Raw genomic sequence first — 19,485 nt, forward strand, 5'->3', positions numbered from 1 at the left:
TTGTTTTTTCAGGAGCGCTTGGCTTTCTTGCCTTTTGAGCTGCCCCTGAAGCCGCTTCTGTCGTCGGCAAATTTCTTGGCTTTGGCGGCGGCGGGTTTGCGGCCGGGCTTACCGCCTGATTTGCCACCCGGTTTGCCGCCTTCTTTGCCGCGGCCGGCATCCCGGAACTTGCGTTTGTTAGGCGCCGGGGTGGCGTCCGGGGCTTCTTTGCCATAGCGGGTGATGCGGATCGGTGTGCCGCGCACCCGGATCTTTTTCATCTGGTTAAACAGTTCTTTGGGCATGCCGGAAGGCAGGTCCACGGTGGAGAACTCATCCCGCAGGATAATGTCGCCGATAAAGGTGGATTCGATGCCCGCCTCGTTGGCAATGGCCCCCACGATATCCCGCGGCTTGACCCCGGAGCGGCGGCCCACTTCGATACGGAAACGTTCCATTTCCACGTCCGGGTAATCCGGCAGGGGATTGGGGGCGGTTTCGATGGGGGCTTCATCCTCCTGCAGTTCACCGCGACGGTTGGCGTTCTCCTCCCGGCTGCGTTCGCGGTTCTGCTTCATTTCCTCGGTGGGCTCCAGGGGGTGCTCGCTGTGCAGCATATTGATGAGCACGCCCGCCAGGTATTCCGGTTCGATCTCCAGATCATGGCAGCACTGCTCCACCACCGACTGGATCATGGCAGAGGGGGCTTTGGCGGACTGTTCTGCCACCTGTTGTTTGAAACGTTCCACCCGTTGCTGCAGCACCACATCGTTGTTGGGAATCTGGGCTCGGGTGATCTGTTGCTTGATGTGACGCTCGATGGTTTTCAGCAGTCGGGTTTCGCGCTGGGTGATGAAGAGCACGGCCTCACCATCCCGCCCGGCACGACCGGTACGACCGATGCGGTGCACATAGGATTCACTGTCATAGGGAATGTCGTAGTTCACCACGTGGCTGAAGCGATCCACGTCCAGACCCCGGGCCGCCACATCGGTGGCCACCAGAATGTCGAACTTGTTTTTCTTCAGGCCGTTGATGGTTTTTTCCCGTTGGTTCTGGCTGATGGCGCCATGAATGGCTTCTGCCCGGTAACCCCAGGCATTCACTTTTTCCGCCACTTCGCTGGCGCTTTCCCGGGTACGTACAAACACAATCATGGCGTCAAAGCTGCGGGTTTCCAGGTAACGGCGCAAGGCTTCCGGCTTCTGGCGACCGTCCACCAGCCAATAGCTCTGGTCAATGCGATCCACGGTGGCGGTCTTGGCCTGGATCACCACGTGCTGGGGATCGGTCAGGTACTTGTCCGCAATGCGTTTGATGGGGGCAGGCATGGTGGCGGAGAACAGCGCGGTCTGCTGTTCGCCGGAGCAGTGGCTGAGGATTTCTTCCACGTCTTCAATAAAGCCCATGCGCAGCATCTCATCGGCTTCGTCCAGCACCAGGGTTTTCACTTCGCTGATGTCCAGGCTGCCACGGCGCAGATGGTCCAGCAGTCGGCCGGGGGTGCCAACCACCACCTGCACGCCCTGCTTCAACAGTTTCAACTGGGGGCGAAAATCCTGGCCACCGTAGATCGGAGCGATGCGAAAACCTTTGCGATAGCGGGCATAGCGCTGAAACGCCTCCGCCACCTGAATGGCCAGCTCCCGGGTGGGGGCCATGATCAGGCCCTGGGGTTTGTGCAGGTCGTCTTCCAGTTTGGCCAGCAGGGGCAGGGCGAAGGCCGCCGTTTTGCCGGTGCCGGTCTGGGCCTGTCCGATCAGGTCTGCACCACTCATGAACACCGGAATACTGGCCGCCTGAATGGGGGAAGGGGACTCATAACCCAGTTCGCTCAGGGTTTTAAGGACGAACTCGGGCATTCCCAGAGCTTCAAAGCTGGTGGTGTGTTCGGTGTCGGACATGGGGTGGACCTATCGGTGGGGCGAATTTCAAAGAGGCGCGATTATACGCACATTAATCAAGGAACTGAAACGAATTCTAGATGATCTTGCAGGGATTTGCCGCCGGCCGCAGGAATCCCAATTTAAACAAGGACTTCTCTTGGGGAACCCGTTTCGGCGGGGCATCGTCTGGTCCCAATGGCGCCCCTTCTTGGCCAGTTCAGGGTGTAGCGCTATGAGATACTTGCGCAATCTGGTTGAGCAAATCCGTTGAAAAAGGTGGCCCCGTATGCAGCGAAACGTTCCATTGTCCCTACTGCCCTGGCTCCTGGTGGGAGCGGCATTGCTGTCCTGCCTGTGGTGGCTGATGGTTGCTGATCCAGTCCTGGAGTCTGCGCCGTCGCCCACCCAGGCAATCCCTGGCAAGGTGGCGGAATCTTCGGCCATTTCCTCTGTACTCGCCCCGCCCCCGTCCCCGTCCCCTTATATGCACATGCCCGGCACCATCGCCGCCTCATGGGATTGGTCAAACATCCAGGCGAACAGCACGGCCGCTGCGGCCCCCGTTTTCGATGTGGAGGCCATCTATCGCACCCTGCAGCGGGTCAGGCTGGATGAGAGCGGTCACCTTATACTGGACCCGGTGGCCCTCCAGGCTCTGAACCAGGCGCTGGACTACTCCGGTGTGGACTGGACCGAGGCAAATCTCAAAACCTTTCAGGACATTGTGCAGCAGGGTCTACCCGCCACCGCAGGGGAACAGGCGGTGCAATTGATCGGGGATTTTCACCAGTATCTCAACGCCAAACAGCAATGGCTTGAGCTGATGGGGGATGCGGATTCCATGGCCGATCACATGGCCGGCTTTGAGGCGTTGGTGGAGCTGCGGCGCACCTACCTGGGGGAGGAGGTGGCCCGTCAGCTGTTTGCCCAGGAAGAAGCCGAAGCCCGTTACATGATTCAGAGCATGGCCATGGCGAGCGATCTCGCCCTGTCGACAGAAGACAAGCGACGGCGTCAGCAATCGCTGCACCAGGCGTTGTCCGAGCGGGTACCGGCCATTCCCGATTGGGAGGCTCGATACCAGTATTACGCGGCGGAAAAGGCACGCCTGCTGCAATCCGGGCTGCCACCAGCGGACGTGCAGCAACAGATGAACGAACTGTTGGACCGCCATTTCACCCTGGCGGAACAGGCCCAGGCGGCCCACCTGAAACTGGATCAACTGCGCTGATGCCAATGGCCGGGCCAGGGGGGAGGTTACGCACGCTGGCCTGCGTCCTGCTGGCCGTTGCCATGCTGGGGCAGTGGGCGCACTGGAAAGAGCAGCGCCATAGTCGGAACTTTAGCTTTGCTGCATCGGCCCACCAGTGGGTACAGCCCGACAGACTGGGGGGGGCCTTCCCCCAGCTTATTGCTCCACAACGTTGGTCGCTGGACTATGCCCCCCTGGAAAGCCGGCTCTGGTCCCGGTCGGCTGATCTCTTGAACGAGTTTGCATCGAGCGGATCTGTGTCGAGCTGGTCTGTTTCGAAATGGTCCGTGCAGCTGGATGAATTGGATGCGCTGGTGGCGTTGTTGCCGGAAACCCTGACCCACGGGGAGGAGCGGCGCCTGCAATTCCTGTTGCGCCGGAGTGTGCCCGGGCCACAGGGGGAGGCGTGGGCTGAGCTGCTGCCCCGTTATGCACGCTATCGGGCGGCGCTACGGGCAGTGACCATGCCCCCCAAACCAGATGGTCGCCACAACCGGTCGGCACTCGACGTAGCTCAGGCGCGATTCCTGCGCACCCGTGAGTTGCGGCGCCGCTATCTGGGGGAAACCTGGCACCGGCGCCTGTTCGCCGGGCAGGAAGCCACCACCCGCGATCTGTTGCAGCGGATGCAGGCCCAGCGGGCATCCCGTTGAGGTCCGGCACTGACCTTGACCGGGCGCGCACTTGGCCATGGGCCTGGCCCTGGCGCGCGGCAGTATCGGTGGTGGCCGGAATCCTGTTGGCGCTGCCGTATCTGCACGCCGATTTATACCTGCTCAGTTGGGTGGCCTTTGTGCCCTGGTTGTGGGTGTGCCGTCAGCAGTCGTTGTGGCAGCGTTATGGGTTGGGATTGGCCTTTGGCCTGGGCTGTTATGTCACGGCCACCTATTGGGTGGTGGATTTCCTCATGCTGTTCAAGCAGTACGGTGGTCTGCGTGCAGTGCTGTGGAGCGCGCTGTTCTGGCTTTACAGCGCGCATTTGCCAGCGCTGTTGGCGGTGGCTTTGGGGTGGTTCGAGCAGCGTCAAGGCTTGTCTAACCAGGCTCTGTCCAATCAGGCTGTGTCTAATGCGCTCCGCTGCGAGCTGATGGTGTTTCCCCTGCTGGTTGTGCTGTTGTATGCCCATTTTCCCATGTTGTTTCCCAGCCAGCTGGGGGAGAGCCAGAGCCGGTTTCTGTTGGCGTTGCAGGGCGTGGATCGGTTCGGTGTCTACGGCCTGGACGCAATCATTGCGCTGGTGAATATGCTGCTGTTACGGGCCCTGTTGATGGGGCGCAGCGGGTATCGCGCGGCATCGAACTGGCTAGGCCTGATGGTGGTGTTGGCGTGGTTTGGTTACGGCGCGCTGGCGCTGCCGCATTGGCAACAGCAGGTGGCGTTGTGGCCGCGGCTGGCCGTGGGCCTGGTGCAGCCCAATGAGCCGCCTTCCGTTGTGCCACCACCACCCTATGCCGGCTACAGTCGGGCTTATCCCCCGGCCATGGAGATGAGCGGGCGCCTGGTGGCTGCGGGGGCAGAACTGGTGATCTGGCCGGAGTCCGCCTACAAAGGCTATTTTGATGAGCCCGCGGTGGCGACGGCTTTCCGCAGTGAGGTGCAGGCCTTGGGCATCCACCTCATGCTGCAGGACATTGAACGCAGCGCCGACGTTCAGTTCAACACGCTGACGCTGGTGAATGCCGCCGGCGTCGAGCGGGGCCGCTATCGCAAAATGAAGCGGGTGGCCTTCGGCGAGTACGTGCCCCTGGTCAGCGACGTGCCCTGGCTGCGGCAGCGGGTGGAGGAGTTCTTCGGTGCCTTTCTCAATGAAATTGCCGCCGGCAGCCAACGGGTTCAGTTCCAGATGGGGCAACTCACCCTGGTGCCCCTGATCTGCTATGAAACCCTGTTTCCGCAGTTTGTGGCGGACAGCCTGGCGGCGGTGGACACACCGGCAGTGTTGGTGGCGGTGTCCAGTAACGCCTGGTTTGGTGCCACCCGGCAGCCGTTTCAGCATGTGGGCTCGGCGGTGTTGCGGGCGGTGGAAAACCGGGTGTCCATGCTGCATGTGGTGAACAACGGCCCGTCCACCGCGGTGACGCCGGACGGTCGGGTGCTGCTGCAGACCGACTTTCGCCAGGCCGGAGGGTATCGGGTGGACCTGCCTTATGAGTCTCGAACTGCGGATTCCTCAGGTGCGTCTTCTGCCGGCCATGATGCGGTGGGGCGACCGGTTTGGCATCCCCGTTGGTTCCTGGTTTGCACCTATGGCCTGGCGGGCCTGTGCCTGCTGTTGGCGCTGGTGCGGCGGCCTTGTGTCCACCGGGGGCCTGTATAACAATAGCCCCTCATGTAGCAACCGGTGACAGCGTTTGAATCAGCAACATCGCCTTGCATTACCCGCGGGGAACACCATTCATTGGTATGAGATTGAATCGGTGTTGGGGAAAGGGGGATTCGGCATTACCTATCTGGCCAGGGATAAGAATCTGGATAAAGCCGTGGCCATCAAAGAATTCCTGCCCACTGAGTTCGCCACCCGTGATCCGGATCTGACGGTGCATCCGGACTCTGCCCAGAATCAGGAATTGTTTCGTTGGGGATTGACCCGCTTCATTGAAGAGGCGCGGGTGCTGTCCCGTTTTGAACACCCCAATATTGTTCGCGTGTTCACGGTGTTCGAAGAGAACAACACCGGCTACATGGTGATGGCCTATGAACAGGGTCGCAGTCTGAAGGCGCTACTGAATGCTGAGGGAACCTTGTCGCAGGAGCGTCTGCTGAGTGTGCTGATGCCCATCCTTGACGGGCTGCAGCGAGTGCACGCCAAGCAGTTTATCCACCGCGACATCAAGCCCGATAATATTTATCTGCGGGACGACGGCACGCCGGTGCTGCTGGACTTCGGCTCTGCCCGGCAGGCCATTGAAGGCGAAAGTCGTACCATGACCACCATGGTGTCACCGGGCTATGCGCCGTTTGAACAGTATCATGCCAAAGGCGAAGAGCAGGGGCCCTGGACCGACATTTACAGCCTGGGGGCAACCGCCTTTCGCGCCATCAGTGGCATCAATCCGGTGGACGCGGTGACCCGCAGCCGGGCGTTGCTGGAAGGCAAACCGGACCCGCAACCCCTGTTGCAGCCGCAACAGTATCCCGATTATGCGCCGGCGCTGCTGGCGGCCGTCAACCATGCCCTGTGCTTCCGCATGGCGGATCGCCCCCAGAACCTGGAGCAGTGGCGGCAGGAGATGCAGGCCGGTGATGACGCCACGGTGATGGTCGATCACGGCTTGCGCTCTGCACCCACTGCCTTGGCTTCCAGTCATTCTGCTGGCAACAGCCGTCCCCTGCGTCCAGTCCCATGGGTTGCGGGTGCCCTGCTGGTGTGTGCACTGGCCGGGTTGGGATACTACCAATGGTCATCCCCTGAGGGACGTGACGCAGCGACCGCCGGCAGTGTCGTGAATAATCCAGTGCAGGTCGAGTCAGGTCAAACTGAGTCGGGTCGAACTGAGCCAGGCCCTGGCGAGGCATTGCTTATCCCGGAACCACATCAGCAACAGGCCCTCCAGAAATCCGAGCCGCAAGCCAAGGCAGAAAAAGAAGCGGCAGAACGGCTGACAGAAGAGGCCCGCGAGCAAGCGGAATTGCGCCAGGCAGAGGCAGAACGCAAAGCACAGGAAGCGCGCCAGGCAGAAGCGGCCCGGCAAGTCGAATTGAAACGCCAGCAGGAATTGGAAGCACGGATTGCCCAGTCCAAAGCGGAATTTGCCAAACGACAGGGCAACAAATTCGATCCTTACAGTAGCAATGATTACCCCGTGGCCAAACCGCTCACCGGCAGCACCACCATCAAGGTGCCCGCCAGCACCAAAGCCTGGACCAGCTCCGGCGTTTTGATTGAACGTGGAAAAACCTACAGTATTTCCGCCCACGGCCAATGGAGCGTCGGCAAATCCTGCAAGAGCACCGACGCCAGTGGTGAAGGTGTTTATACCCTGGCCTGTTGGGATCTCGGTGGCCAGGTGGTGGCGGGCTTTAGCCACAGTGCATTGGTGGGCAAGATCGGCAAAGGTACGCTGCCGTTCTTTGTGGGGAACCGTTTTACCTTCACCGCAGAGCAGGACGGCGGTTTGTATTTCATGGTCAACGATGCGGCGGCGACGTTCAACGATAACAGCGGTGCGTTGGATGTGACCATCACGTACCAACATTAGACCCAGGTTAAAACAACGGTCAGAACAGGGATTACCGGCCCGCTGCCCGCACCTCCTTGATCAGCGCGTTGAAGGCGTCCGGGTCGTCCAGTTGCTGTGGAATCAATTGATAGCGGACTTCGCCCATAGCACCCGCCACCGTCACATCCAGAATCCGGTCCCCGGTGAGAATGGCCTTGAGGGGGCCCTGCAACGGCAGATCCTGCCCGCTGTAAATGCCCTTGGCTTCCTCCTGGAACGGGGTGATCACCACCATGCCCGGTTTGATCTTGAAAATCAGCAGATGATTCCAACCCTCGATGGCGTAAATGCGGCCGCGGTCAATGCGCACAATCTTGGCCAGCGATGAAATGGACCACAAGCCATCCACCGGGGTGACCTTGCCCGGTTTGACTTCCACAATGGACGGCAGAAACGCACCCACTTCGGGGACTTGCATGGTTTGGGCGTGAGTCGTGCTGCCCAGCATCATGGTCAGGCAAAGGGTAAAGACGGTGATCAGCGGCAAGCGTGGCATGTGGTTTCCAATCAGGTTAATGCAAGGTTGCGGATTCAGTGTTGCCTAGAACCTAACCAGATGCCGGTGGGATTTCAAGCGCAAAGGCCCCCTGTGACACTATGCCCCAGGGGAGTTGTGAAAAATTACCGGGTTCACTCTTATAACTGTTTCATCACACCCCGTGCTGCTTCCAGGGTTTGTTCCAGCTCCAGATCCCCGTGGGCGGAGGACACAAAGCCCGCCTCATAGGCGCTGGGTGCCAGATACACACCCGCGTCCAGCATCAGGTGATAGAACTTCTGGAAGCGCTCCAGGTTGCACTGGGTGACTTGCGAGAAGCGACTGATGTTTTTATCTTCCGAGAAGAAAAAGCCGAACATGCCGCCCACCTGGTTGGTGGTAAAGGGAATGCCGGCTTCGTCTGCGGCGCTTTGCAGGCCCGCCATCAGGGTGGCCGCTTTCTGGCTCAAGGCTTTGTAGAAGCCCTCTTTGGACACCCCTTCCAGCATGGCGAGCCCGGCCGCCATGGCCACCGGGTTGCCGGATAACGTGCCCGCCTGATACACCGGTCCGGTGGGTGCGATGTAATCCATGATGTCTTTTTTGCCGCCGAAAGCGCCCACCGGCATGCCGCCTCCGATGACTTTGCCCAGGGTGGTCAGGTCCGGGATGATGCCGTAGTAGCCCTGGGCTCCCTGCAGGGATACCCGGAAGCCGGTCATCACTTCGTCCAGGATCAGCACTGCGCCGCTGGCGTCGCACACTTCCCGCAGGCATTCCAGAAAGCCGGGCACCGGCGGAATGCAGTTCATGTTGCCGGCTACGGGTTCCACGATGATGCAGGCAATCTGGTCGCCGATCTGGTTGAACACCTCGCGCACTTGCTCGCTGTTGTTGTATTCCAGGGTCAGGGTGTGTTCCGCCAGGCAGGCGGGGACGCCGGGGGAATTGGGCACGCCCAGGGTGAGGGCCCCGGAGCCCGCCTTCACCAGCAGGGAATCCGCGTGGCCGTGATAGCAGCCTTCGAATTTCACGATCTTGTCGCGGCCGGTATAGCCACGGGCCAGGCGGATGGCGGACATGGTGGCCTCAGTGCCGGAACTCACCATGCGCACCAGGTCCATCCCGGGAAAGGTTTCACAGACCTTGAACGCCATTTCCACCTCGATGGCGGTGGGGGCGCCAAAGCTCAAGCCGTGCTCGGCGGCTTCCTGCACCGCGCGAATGATGCCCGGGTGGCCGTGGCCCAGAATCATCGGCCCCCAGGAACCCACGTAATCGATGTACTGGCGATCGTCTTCATCAATCAAATAAGCGCCCTTACCGGACTTGAAGAAAATCGGCGTGCCACCCACGCCCTTGAATGCACGGACGGGGCTGTTTACACCACCGGGAATGTGGGTCTGGGCGGCGGCGAACAGGGTTTCAGATCGGCTCATATTGGATTTCCTGATGGCTATTGGCTTGCCCGTGGTGTTGGCAAACGTGACTCAAATCGACTGGTGAAAGCGGAAACTTCAAGCGGCTACCGGAACAGGTTGCTGTACTGCTGGCAATGTTGCTCGATGTCGTCACGGTCAAACACGTCGTTCACCGCCGCCACCATGGAGAAGCCGGCTTCAATCAGTTGGCCCGCATTATTCAGGGTTATGCCGCCGATGGCAACGGTGGGCAACGGGCACGCCTGGATGAAATCGCGCAGGCTCTCCAGGTCAGCGTGTTGCGCATCCGGCTTGGTGCGGGAGGGGAAAAAGCGCCCAAAGGCCAGGTAGTTTGCCCCCTGATCCATGGCGCTCTCGGCCAGCTCGCGGGAGCCGTGACAGGTGGCGCCGATGATGCGGGTTCGCCCCAGGCGCTGACGGGCTTCCCGTACCGGAGTGTCCTCCTGCCCCAGGTGCACACCATCGGCTTCACACTCCAGGCACAGGTTCACGTCATCGTTGATGATCAGCAACGCTCCCAGGTTGCGGGTCAGCTCCCGCAACTGTTGCGCCAATTGCTGGCGCAGGGGGGCGGGGCTCGTTTTGTCGCGGTACTGGATCACCCGGGCACCCCCGCGCAGGGCGGCCTGCACCTGGTGCAGCAGCGTGGGGGGAGGGGTCAGAACCGGGTCGGTGATGGCGTAAAGGCCTCGTAACATACGCTGTACTCCGCAATGAAAAGGGGTGAAAGGGTTTGGTCAAATCAGCGTTGTTGGCTGGTCCAGGACAATCGATCCGGAATCAGCTGGCCCATGCCAAGACGACGGGCATGGGCCACCGCCTTGGCGGTAAAGGATTGGGCATCCCGCACCGCCACCGGCATGCTGGCGCCGTGGGCCAGGTAGCCGGCGATGGCAGAAGCCAGGGTGCAGCCGGTGCCGTGGAAATCCCCCGGTTGGCGTTCCTGCTGATAGGATTCCAGAAAGCGGCGGTGCCCCCACAGGCGGTTTTCGATGTTGGCGCTGGCCTCGTGGCCGCCGGTGATCAGCACATACTCTGCGCCCTGGGCCATCAGCTGTTGGGCACAGGCCTCCAGGGTATCTGCATCACTGCACAGGGCCTTGGCCTCCAGGGTGTTGGGGGTGATGATGCTGGTGCAGGGCAGCAGCAGCTCGTGAAAGGCGTCGATCAGGTTATCCCGGGCCAGGGCGCCCCCGCCGCCGGCGGCCAGCACCGGGTCAAACACCACCGGAATATCGGCGTAATCCTGCAGCAGAGTATGGATGGCTTCGATGATGTCCTGGCTGGCGGTCATGCCGATTTTGAAGGCCGCCACGGGCATGTCCTCCAGCACCGCCCGCGCCTGTTCCACCAGAAACGTGGCGCTTGCCGGCTGGAAATCCTTGACCCCACTGGTGTCCTGGGCGGTCAAAGCCGTGATGATGGTGCAGGGGTGACAGCCCAGGCTGGTCAGGGTTTCGATATCAGCCTGAATGCCGGCGCCACCGCAGGGGTCGTGGCCGGCAAACACCATAACAATGGGTGCGCGCGCTGTGTTCATAGTCCCGTTTCCCTGATTGTTGTCCATTTTTCAGTACTATAGCGCGGATGGCCGGGGGCTTCACCTGCGCTGAATCCGGTCATCGGGAATCAGGGGGATTTTGCGGCAACAAAGAGGAAGTGGCGCCGATCTGGGTGTATAATTCACGGCACATTTATGATCAGGTTGTTTTTTGATCAATGGAAGTGCAAAGGAATTGATATAAAAAATGAATAAGCCAGATGCCATGTTCTCCCTGATGGTGAATCCGAGATTTTGTGACACGGACGCCATGGGGCACATCAACAATACGGTATTGCCCGTGTGGTTCCTGGAAGGCCGGGAATCCATTTTGCGTATTTTTAATCCCAATCTTTCAACCGAAGAAGTCAGCCTGGTGCTGGCCAAGATTGAACTGGAATACCTGGAAGAGACCTTCTTCGGCAAGCCGGTGGAGATCCGTACTTACGTCCTGCGCATCGGGACTTCCTCGGTGCTGGTGGGCCAGGAAGCCTGGCAGGAAGGTGAGCTGAAAGCCACCGGAACCGCCACCATGGTGAACTTCGACAAGCATACCCGAAAATCCGTGCCGATCCCGGCGGACGTCAAGAAACGCCTGGCAGAGCACTTGCTGGAGTCTGATCAGTGAGTACATTTGAAGTGGTCCACAAGCCGGAGCAGTGCAGCTTTGTGGCCGATTGCGGTGGCCAGCAGGCGCTGCTCACCTATCGACTGAAAGAGGGAACCCGGGTGGACTTCAACCACACCTTTGTTCCCAAGGTGGCCAGGGGCAGCGGTGTGGCGCTGAAACTGGTGAATACGGCGGCGGAATGGGCCCGCGGCCAGGGGCTCAGCATTGAAGCTTCCTGCTGGTATGCCCATAAAGTCCTCCGCCTCTAGCCTTCTATCCGCGCCACGCTCATTCCTCCGTCCAAGCCCTGCACTGCCCCTTAGACTAAAGTCTAAGCCCCTGTTTTCCCACCTGAATTTACAATGACTCCAGTTGAACTAAACTGGAGTTTATGGGGGTATCAGGCCACTGTATGCCCCCGTGTGCGCCAGGGCGGTGCAGTTTAAGTCCCCTGGTTTACAAAATGATGCAAATTACGCATAAAACGACATGATCTAAAGGGTGAAACCAAGCAGGATCAATGTTACACATAGGGGAATAATGAAAAGGGCTTAAACGCCTGAAATTTGTACATATTAGCTGTTTGTAGTACGGGGGAAGGTAGACACAATGAAGCGAGCTTTGAAAGCCTGTCTGGAAGCGATGGATCACGCTGAAGACTACCAAGCCTGGTGCGATGCCGCCCGGGAGTACGACCGTCTGGCTGGAAACGATGAATGGCGCGAAGAGGATGCTTCCCCCCATTACGATTACAAAATGATCCGGCTGCGCTACAACGAGCTGCGCACCGCCCGCCAACGGGGCGATGTTAACCAGCTGGTGTTCTACATCAACGAAGGCCTGCACGGCAACCTGGGCCGCATTGCCAACCCCATGCTCTATCAGCAGTGCTACTTCGGTACCAAAAAGCTGATTACCGATTACCTGGAAGAAGTCTGTACCTGCCTGCAGTGGATTTGCGAAACCGACTTCCCGAATTTCTCCCTGGTGCAAAAGCTGGATTTCCTGGAGCGCACCCATCAGGCGTTCGGTGAATCCGCCCTGATGCTGAGCGGCGGCGCCGCCCTCGGTATGTTCCACCTGGGTGTGTTGAAAGCCATGTGGGATAACGAACTGCTGCCCAGCATCATTTCCGGCTCCAGTGCCGGCTCCATCATGGCCTCGGTGGTGGGAACCCACTCCGACGAAGAACTGAAAGCCATGCTGGACCCGGAATACATCTATGCGGAAGCCTTCCGTGTGGTGGGGCTGCGGGGCACCCTGCGCGGCAAAGGCCTGCTGGACCCGGCCCAACTGGAGCTGTGCCTGGAGCGTAATGTTCAGGATCTCACCTTTGAAGAGGCCTACAAGCTCACCGGCCGCCGCATCAACATCACCGTGTCGCCGGCAGATCCCCATCAGGAATCCCGCCTGCTGAATGCGGTCACCTCACCTCACGTGTTGATCCGCAAGGCGTCCCTGGCCTCCTGCGCCATTCCCTACGTGTATCCACCGGTGATGCTGTGGGCCAAAAACATCAACGGCGAAAAGGTGCCATACATTCCGTCGCGCCAGTGGGTGGACGGTTCCATCAAGAACGACCTGCCGATTCAGCGCCTGGCCCGGATTTATGGGGTGAACCACTCCATTGTCAGCCAGACCAACCCCCATGTACTGCCGTTCCTGTCCCGGGCGGAAGCCGGTGAGAAAACCCTTGGTGCCTATGCCAAGGACATGCTGATCAGCAACGTGCGCTACAACGTGAATCAGGTGCTGGACTTCACCAAGAACAAGATCTCCAACCGCAGCCTGGCGCTGTTGGTGGACAAGGCCCATTCGGTGGTATCCCAGCGTTACCAGGGCGACATCAACATCGTGCCCCCGCGCCAGCCCATGAACGCGTTCCGGGTGCTCTCCAATGCCTCACCCCAGGATGTGGCCCGCTACATTCGCTCCGGTGAAACCAGTACCTGGCCCAAGCTGGAGATGATCCGCAATTCCACCCTGATCAGTCGCACCATCAACAGTTGTCTGACCACATTGAAGGTGGAAGAGGAGCGCGAACTGGAAGAATACTCCCAGAATCAGGCCACAGCCTGATATTGGGCGCCGGGCACACCAGTATGATTGTATAAATCGGGTTAGAATACTCGTTTGTTGTATGCGATCTGCTGGAGTAGCCAGGTGAGTGAGTCCAAACGTAAAACACCCTTGTCCAAGGCGTTGTCCGACAAATCTTTGCGCAGTCGGGCCACGCCATTGGACGCGTTCAATCTGGCGAAAAAGCACTGGCTGCTGACCCAGAAACTGAATGTGGGGGAGCTGGCGGAAGAACTGGGCGTGAGTCGCGCCACCCTGTTCCGCTGGATCGGAAACAAAGATCTGCTCATGGGCGAGATCATGTGGTCCCTCTACAAACCCACAGTCCTGAACGCCCGCAAAGTCTGTTCCGGGGAAGGGGTGGAATACGTGGTCAATGTATTCCGGGAAGTGAACACCCAGATCCTGAATTCCCAGCCCATGCGTACCTGGCTGCACTCTGACGGTCAGTACGCCGTCAGCATCCTTTCCTCCAAAAGCAGCCATTTCCATTCCCGCATGGTGGAGTTGAATTCGGAACTGCTGAAGCAGGAAACGGCCAAAGGCCTGATCCATCCCGCCATGACCATCGACAGCCTGTCCTATTTTATGTGCCGCATCGGCAACTCGTGCATTTTCAGCGAAATGATCCTGGGCCAGGAGCCGGACCTGAATCAGTTGGAAGAAGCCTGTACCGCTGTGCGCATATTGTTGGGAGGCCGCTGAAGCTGGCCCTGGTCAGTAGGGTTCCACCTTGTTACGGCGGCGGCGCGTCTTGGGCGGCTCCGCCAGGGGCTCATCCTTGGGGCCCTTGCCATTGGTGCCATTCAGAAACGGCAGGCGGCGGGTGATGCCGGCCACCGATTCCACACTTTCTGACAGGCCGGAAAAGCGCTTGGAGATCACCCGGATCTCTTCCATGTCTTCATAAATGTGGAACACCACCAGATAAAACTCCATCAAGGCCCGGGTGATGGTGGCCACCGTGATAAACCCCACCGGCCCTGCCACAAACAGATAGAACAAACCCCGCCACCAGGAGGTGAGAAACGCCTCCACCGTAAAGTAGACCACCCCGATCAGCGTCGAGGCCAGAATCACCCCGTACAGCACCGGGAACATCTGCACGGTGATGAACTTGGTGAAGGAAAAATCGAACAGGGCATTGAAGTAACCGTGGGCGGTGTTGCTGGCACGGTTGAAGCTGCGGCGACGATCCTCTCGCGACATCGGACTGATCCTGGGTTCTGGGCCTGCAGCCATTTTAATGAAGGCGCTGCGGCTTTAACAGCCATTGCTTAGCTGGATGTGGCTCTTTGGGACAGTTTCGGCAGGCGGTACGTCAACCACAGCACGGTGCCGATGCCCGCCAGCACGTTGGCCAGGGCAATGCCGCCGAACAGGCCGCGGTAATCAAACCAGAGTGTCCCCAGCCAGGCCAGGGGTACCGTGAGGGCAAACAAGCGCAGCACACTGATCAGGGTGCCAAACAGTGGCCGTTGCAGGGCATTGAGTGTGGAGCAGCTGAGGATCACCACACTTTGAAAGCCGTAGGAAACGGGCACCAGCAGCAGATACCAGATGATGGCCTGCTGCGTGTCGGCTTCGGTGGAAAATACCGACGCCACCGAATCCCCCGCCACAAACAACAGGGCGGCGATGCCCAGCTCCCAGAAAAAAGCGAAGGTCAGCGCCTTGCGCACCGCCTCCCGAATGCGTTGACTGTGATTGGCGCCGAAATTCTGGCCCACAAACGGGGTCAGGGCAGAGGAGAGGGCGATGATCATCACCAGGGCCAGGGCTTCAATACGGGTGCCCACACCAAATCCGGCCACGGCATGATGACCGTGGCGGGCCACCATGGCGGTGAGTACGGCGGCGGCCAGCGGGGTCATCAGGTTGGTGGTGGTGGCGGGGATGGCTACTCGCAAGATGGAGGCCCAGTGCTCACGCTTGGGGCCCAGCACATCCGCAAAACTCATCAGGCGCCGTTGCCGCACCAGCACCAGCAGCAGGGCGGCGGCTGCAAACACCCAGGACACTACGGTGGCAATGGCCGCGCCGCGAATGCCCAATTCCGGAAACGGGCCGATGCCAAAAATCAGCAGTGGGTCCAGAATGCCGTTCACCAGGCCGGCGATGGCCATAATGATGCTGGGGGTGCGGGTGTCACCGGTGGCCCGCAGGACGCTGTTGCCCACCATGGGGATCACCAACAGGAAGAAGCCCCCGTACCACAGAGTCATGTAGTCACGGATCAGGTCGATGGTCTGGTGATTGGCACCCAGCAGCAGGAACAGCGGGTCGAGGGTGAGATTTCCCAGGATACCAATGGGAATGGCAATGGTGACCGCCAGGGTCAGGGCGTGGGCGGCGGTGCGGCGGGCTTCCGTCAGGTTGCCCCGGCCAATGCGGGAGGCGATGTGGATGGCGGTGCCGATGCCGATGCCCATGGAAATGTTCATCAGCACGTTGGAGACCGGGAAGGTGAAACTGACCGCTGCCAGCTCGCGGGCGCCGATCAGCCCGATGAAATAGGTATCCACCAGATTGAACATCAGAATGGCCACGATCCCGAAAATGGTGGGGATGGTCATACTGGTGAGCGTGGGAACGATAGGAGCGTTCAGCAGGTCTCTGTGTCGGTGCCCGGACATGAAGCGTTCAATATTGGAGGTGGGCGCCGATTATGTCACAGCCGGGGCCACACTTCACCCGCTGGGCCCCCGCTGCGGGCGAATCCGGCTCAGTCCACAATGAAACTGGTGAACAGGATGTCCTCCACGTCTGCCGGTTCACCTTCCTCCTGGAGCGCGGCCACCACTTCAGACAGTGCGGTTTCTTTGAGCATTTCCTTGCCTTCCATACTGCTCAGGGCCTCTGCGGACTGGCTGCTGAACAGCATCACCAAGTGATGACGGATGGCGGGCTTGTGTCGATCCACGGCTTCGGCGGTTTGGCCACCTTTGACTTTGAGGGTGACATCGGCTTTCAGGTAACCCATTTTGCGGGATTGGTAATTGGTCACGAAAGAGGGCTTCAATTCCACGTAGACCACATCATTGCTGGGGGCAGCCCCCTCTTCAGCCTGTGCGCTGGCGACCATCAGAGCGGAAATCAACAGTACCATGTGCGTGATCAATTTCATGAGGCATTCCCCGTGCTAGTGTTGCGGATCTTCCTAAGCATAGACAGCCTTGGGCAGATTGCCGGGGTCGACGGCACTGAATTGTCAAAGTATGGTCGGGTTCGCACTCCGGCCTGTTATAGAATGAACACATTGAATCAAGGGCTTAGAGGTGTGACATGTTGTTTTCCTCGCATCTGACCGATGTCTTCGCCTTCCCGTTGTGGGCGGCAGCCTGTCTGGCGTTGCTGGGCCTGGCCCTGTGGCGGGCGCCCTGGCGTGCGGTGCTGACGGTGTCCGCCCGGCAGCATGCCTTGCTGGGGGGGCTGGTGGGGGTGTGCCTGATCTGGTCGTTTCGCTTCGAAGTGATCCCCGGGCTGCACTTTCACCCCTTCCTGATGACCACCGTCACACTGGTGTTCGGCTGGTGCTTCGCCCTGATTATGGCGGCGTTTGCCCTGCTGTTGTTGGTGCTGGTGGGTACGGTGGAGTGGCAGACCCTGCCCTGGAACTGGCTGTTCTCCGCTGTCCTGCCCGCGTCCATGGCCTATGGCCTGTTGCGGGTTATCGAGTGGTTCCCCACCCGAAACCTGTTTGTCTACATCCTGGGGTTGGGTTTTTTCGGTACCCTGCTGACCACCTTGTTGAACTGCCTGCTGTTGCTGGGGTTCTTCTGGTGGTGGTTACCGGACAAGGTGTTGCTGGCGCTGTGGGACAAGCGGGCCTTCGTGGTGCCGCTGTTGTATTCGGAAGGCTTCATCAATGGCATGCTGGTGACGTCGGTCACCGTGTTTTTCCCGGATCTGGTGAAAACCTTCGATGATGACCGGTTTTTGAAATCCGATTCCTAGAACCGGCTTCAACCCACCTGGGGAGCCGCCTTCTCCAGACATTCCACCCGGTTACGCCCATTGTGCTTGGCCGTGTAGACCGCGCTGTCAGCGTCGCTGAACAGGTCGTTGAAACTGTTGCGTCCGCCGGCCTGGCAGCAGGCCACACCGAAACTCCCGGTCACGGTCAGTTGGGCCGGGTTTAACTGCTCCAGCGCCAAGCGGATGGACTCCGCTTTGTCCAGAGCCTGCTGGCGGTCACAGTGGCTGAGCAGAATTACGAACTCCTCGCCACCGAAGCGGGCCACGATGTCCTCCCGTCGGCACTGGTTGCGCAGCAATTGGGCCGCTTCCTTCAGCACCGAGTCACCGGTGGCGTGGCCGTGCAGGTCGTTGATGTCCTTGAACTTGTCCAGATCCACAATCAGCAAGGCCACCGGAAAACGGTGGCGCTGGGCTTCGCTGAGCTTCTGGGGGGCGGCCTCAAACAGGTAGTGACGATTGTGCAGGCCGGTCAGCTGGTCAGTCATGGCCAGGTGCTGGAGTTTCTGCTGTTGATATTGCACCTGCTCAAACAGCCGCTTGGTCCGGATCAGGTTGTTGATGCGGGCGAGCATTTCATCCCGGCTGGCAACTTTCGACAGGTAATCGTTGGCGCCGGACCGCAGAATCTCCACCTTGATGTCCTCGCTTTCCTGTGCTGACAGCATCAGGATCGGCGTTTCGATGGGGCTGGCCCGGGTGCGCAGGGTCTTCACCAGTTCCAGGCCGGTCATGTCCCCCTCCAGAATGTAATCCACCAGCAACAGGTCGAATTTGTGCTGATCCATACATTCCAGGGCCGCCAGTCCGGTCCCCACCTGCTGCACTTTGTACCCGCTGTTTTTCAACAGCTCGCACACCAGCAGTGCCGTGGACTGGTTGTCCTCTACATAGAGGATGCTGCCGGAAGTTTGCTGCAGGCGGACTTTCTGGGACCAGGATGTGATGTGCTCCAGCACCGTATCCAGTTTCTGTTTGGGAAACAATTCGTTGACACCGGCTTTCATGGCCCGGCTCAGGATGTCGCGGCTTTCCTCAGTGGTGAGCATGACCACGTGGGTATTCTGCTGGTTTTCCAGCTTGCGCAGTGCCCTGACAAACTCGATCCCCTCCATATCCTCCAGGTACATGGCGGTGATGACCAGGTCGCAACGGGCCCGTTTCAGCATGTCGAGGGCTTCATCGCCCCGGGTCAGGGTAAGGGATTTGATTTGTTGCGATGCCAAATGCTGATTCAGCAAAACCGACAGGGATTTCGAAATGTCGATGATCATGGCCCGCATAGTGTGATTCCATTCCAGTGGATTCTATTCAGTGTAGCAGCAGTTGCGGCGGAGGCGCGCGCAGGGCGGGGGCTCTGTCATATTGTTGTTACATCCGGCTGATAAAAGGTTCAGTCAGGTATTTTGCATAAATGCAGGGTAAGAAACGTGCGCAACCAGGAACCATCAGCTACTTTTATGACTGACGTCTATAGCCGAATAGCCAGCAGCAAAGGAAATGTGGGTGTGCGTAAAGACCTGTCGCAAAGCAACCTGAAAGATACCTCCACCGTTGAAACCAATCTGGGCCCTTGTCTGCTGATGGGGCTGGCATCCTGGATTGTGTTGTACTCCCTCTACGGTTTGTTGTCCTGAGCCGCGGTTTTTCCCAATCCAAAATCGTTTGACGTCGATCATCGTATTGGCAATCATTGGGCTTATGATTAAAGCCGAACGAGTTCCAATCGAGAGTATTGCATGAGAACCATTCATAAATTCGAAGTCGCTATCTCCAAAGAAACCCAATCCATCGAGCTGCCTGAACAATCCAACATCATTCACGTTGAGTATCTGATGCCCCGTCGCACCATCTATATGTGGGCGGAAGTGCCGGCGGATATGACCGCCCCCAAGACCACCCGCCAATTCAGGGTCTTTTTCACCGGCGATGGCATTCCCAACAACGCCAGTTATCTGGGCACCACCATTGATCAGTATCTTCCGGAAGCCTATCACGTCTACGAATTGAAGGGCTGAGCG

At 59.2% G+C, this 19,485-nt stretch carries 20 protein-coding genes; 11 read left to right on the forward strand and 9 right to left on the reverse strand.

Annotation, left to right across the window (positions count from 1 at the left end):
* Positions 1-8: 8 nt before the first annotated feature.
* The gene (locus tag D9N14_RS03810) at positions 9-1,883 is read right to left on the reverse strand and encodes a DEAD/DEAH box helicase (protein WP_290577084.1); all 1,875 of its coding nucleotides are present in this window, start codon (positions 1,881-1,883) and stop codon (positions 9-11) included.
* Positions 1,884-2,151: 268 nt separating this feature from the next.
* Here D9N14_RS03810 and D9N14_RS03815 point away from each other — a divergent pair, with 268 nt between their 5' ends.
* The 4 genes from D9N14_RS03815 to D9N14_RS03830 all read left to right on the forward strand — a co-directional run bounded on the left by D9N14_RS03815 (position 2,152) and on the right by D9N14_RS03830 (position 7,316).
* Positions 2,152-3,096, forward strand: coding sequence for a lipase secretion chaperone (locus D9N14_RS03815; protein ID WP_290577086.1), 945 nt, complete (start codon positions 2,152-2,154; stop codon positions 3,094-3,096).
* A complete protein-coding gene (locus tag D9N14_RS03820; RefSeq protein ID WP_290577088.1) occupies positions 3,096-3,770 on the forward strand; it encodes a lipase secretion chaperone in 675 nt (224 codons plus the stop codon). Before D9N14_RS03815 ends, D9N14_RS03820 begins: the two co-directional genes overlap by 1 nt.
* 68 nt (positions 3,771-3,838) lie before the next feature.
* Positions 3,839-5,434 (forward strand): apolipoprotein N-acyltransferase, encoded by a 1,596-nt coding sequence (lnt, locus tag D9N14_RS03825; protein WP_290577090.1) that lies wholly within the window; start codon positions 3,839-3,841, stop codon positions 5,432-5,434.
* Positions 5,435-5,468: 34 nt separating this feature from the next.
* A complete protein-coding gene (locus tag D9N14_RS03830) occupies positions 5,469-7,316 on the forward strand; it encodes a LecA/PA-IL family lectin (RefSeq protein ID WP_290577092.1) in 1,848 nt (615 codons plus the stop codon).
* 31 nt (positions 7,317-7,347) lie between these two features.
* Here the strand turns inward: D9N14_RS03830 and D9N14_RS03835 are convergent, their stop codons facing one another.
* The 4 genes from D9N14_RS03835 to thiD form a co-directional block, all read right to left on the reverse strand.
* Positions 7,348-7,833 carry a hypothetical protein gene (locus tag D9N14_RS03835; RefSeq protein WP_290577095.1) on the reverse strand — a complete coding sequence of 162 codons (486 nt, stop codon included), beginning with the start codon at positions 7,831-7,833 and terminating at the stop codon, positions 7,348-7,350.
* A 140-nt stretch (positions 7,834-7,973) separates the two neighbouring features.
* On the reverse strand, positions 7,974-9,254 hold the full coding sequence (gene hemL / locus D9N14_RS03840) for a glutamate-1-semialdehyde 2,1-aminomutase (protein WP_290577097.1): 1,281 nt from the start codon (positions 9,252-9,254) through the stop codon (positions 7,974-7,976).
* A gap of 86 nt (positions 9,255-9,340) precedes the next feature.
* Positions 9,341-9,955, reverse strand: a complete 615-nt coding sequence (gene thiE / locus D9N14_RS03845) for a thiamine phosphate synthase (protein ID WP_290577099.1) — start codon at positions 9,953-9,955, stop codon at positions 9,341-9,343.
* A gap of 44 nt (positions 9,956-9,999) precedes the next feature.
* Positions 10,000-10,797: a bifunctional hydroxymethylpyrimidine kinase/phosphomethylpyrimidine kinase gene (gene thiD / locus D9N14_RS03850; protein ID WP_290577101.1), complete on the reverse strand. Its 798-nt coding sequence runs from the start codon at positions 10,795-10,797 to the stop codon at positions 10,000-10,002.
* Between the two features lie 208 nt (positions 10,798-11,005).
* Here thiD and D9N14_RS03855 point away from each other — a divergent pair, with 208 nt between their 5' ends.
* From D9N14_RS03855 to D9N14_RS03870, 4 genes are all read left to right on the forward strand, one after another.
* Positions 11,006-11,425, forward strand: coding sequence for an acyl-CoA thioesterase (locus tag D9N14_RS03855; protein WP_290577103.1), 420 nt, complete (start codon positions 11,006-11,008; stop codon positions 11,423-11,425).
* Complete coding sequence (locus tag D9N14_RS03860; protein WP_290577105.1) at positions 11,422-11,676, forward strand: GNAT family N-acetyltransferase; 255 nt, start codon at positions 11,422-11,424, stop codon at positions 11,674-11,676. The genes D9N14_RS03855 and D9N14_RS03860 overlap by 4 nt, the downstream gene beginning before the upstream one ends.
* Positions 11,677-12,016: 340 nt before the next feature.
* The gene (locus D9N14_RS03865; RefSeq protein WP_290577107.1) at positions 12,017-13,486 is read left to right on the forward strand and encodes a DUF3336 domain-containing protein; all 1,470 of its coding nucleotides are present in this window, start codon (positions 12,017-12,019) and stop codon (positions 13,484-13,486) included.
* A gap of 84 nt (positions 13,487-13,570) precedes the next feature.
* A complete protein-coding gene (locus tag D9N14_RS03870; protein WP_290577109.1) occupies positions 13,571-14,191 on the forward strand; it encodes a QsdR family transcriptional regulator in 621 nt (206 codons plus the stop codon).
* A 12-nt stretch (positions 14,192-14,203) separates the two neighbouring features.
* Here the strand turns inward: D9N14_RS03870 and D9N14_RS03875 are convergent, their stop codons facing one another.
* From D9N14_RS03875 to D9N14_RS03885, 3 genes are all read right to left on the reverse strand, one after another.
* The gene (locus D9N14_RS03875) at positions 14,204-14,695 is read right to left on the reverse strand and encodes a DUF4282 domain-containing protein (protein WP_290577111.1); all 492 of its coding nucleotides are present in this window, start codon (positions 14,693-14,695) and stop codon (positions 14,204-14,206) included.
* 68 nt (positions 14,696-14,763) lie between these two features.
* Complete coding sequence (locus D9N14_RS03880; RefSeq protein ID WP_290577113.1) at positions 14,764-16,122, reverse strand: MATE family efflux transporter; 1,359 nt, start codon at positions 16,120-16,122, stop codon at positions 14,764-14,766.
* 89 nt (positions 16,123-16,211) lie between these two features.
* Positions 16,212-16,613 carry a flagellar basal body-associated FliL family protein gene (locus D9N14_RS03885; protein WP_290577115.1) on the reverse strand — a complete coding sequence of 134 codons (402 nt, stop codon included), beginning with the start codon at positions 16,611-16,613 and terminating at the stop codon, positions 16,212-16,214.
* Between the two features lie 158 nt (positions 16,614-16,771).
* Here D9N14_RS03885 and D9N14_RS03890 point away from each other — a divergent pair, with 158 nt between their 5' ends.
* A complete protein-coding gene (locus D9N14_RS03890; RefSeq protein ID WP_290577117.1) occupies positions 16,772-17,443 on the forward strand; it encodes an energy-coupling factor ABC transporter permease in 672 nt (223 codons plus the stop codon).
* A gap of 8 nt (positions 17,444-17,451) precedes the next feature.
* Here D9N14_RS03890 and D9N14_RS03895 read toward each other — a convergent pair whose 3' ends face one another.
* Positions 17,452-18,747: a diguanylate cyclase gene (locus D9N14_RS03895; protein ID WP_290577119.1), complete on the reverse strand. Its 1,296-nt coding sequence runs from the start codon at positions 18,745-18,747 to the stop codon at positions 17,452-17,454.
* A gap of 177 nt (positions 18,748-18,924) precedes the next feature.
* Here D9N14_RS03895 and D9N14_RS03900 point away from each other — a divergent pair, with 177 nt between their 5' ends.
* A complete protein-coding gene (locus D9N14_RS03900) occupies positions 18,925-19,101 on the forward strand; it encodes a hypothetical protein (protein ID WP_290577121.1) in 177 nt (58 codons plus the stop codon).
* 102 nt (positions 19,102-19,203) lie between these two features.
* Positions 19,204-19,482, forward strand: a complete 279-nt coding sequence (locus D9N14_RS03905; RefSeq protein WP_290577124.1) for a hypothetical protein — start codon at positions 19,204-19,206, stop codon at positions 19,480-19,482.
* The last annotated feature ends 3 nt before the right edge of the window (positions 19,483-19,485 follow it).

It is taken from the genome of Ketobacter sp., from assembly GCF_003671495.1.
Taxonomy (GTDB): domain Bacteria; phylum Pseudomonadota; class Gammaproteobacteria; order Pseudomonadales; family Ketobacteraceae; genus Ketobacter.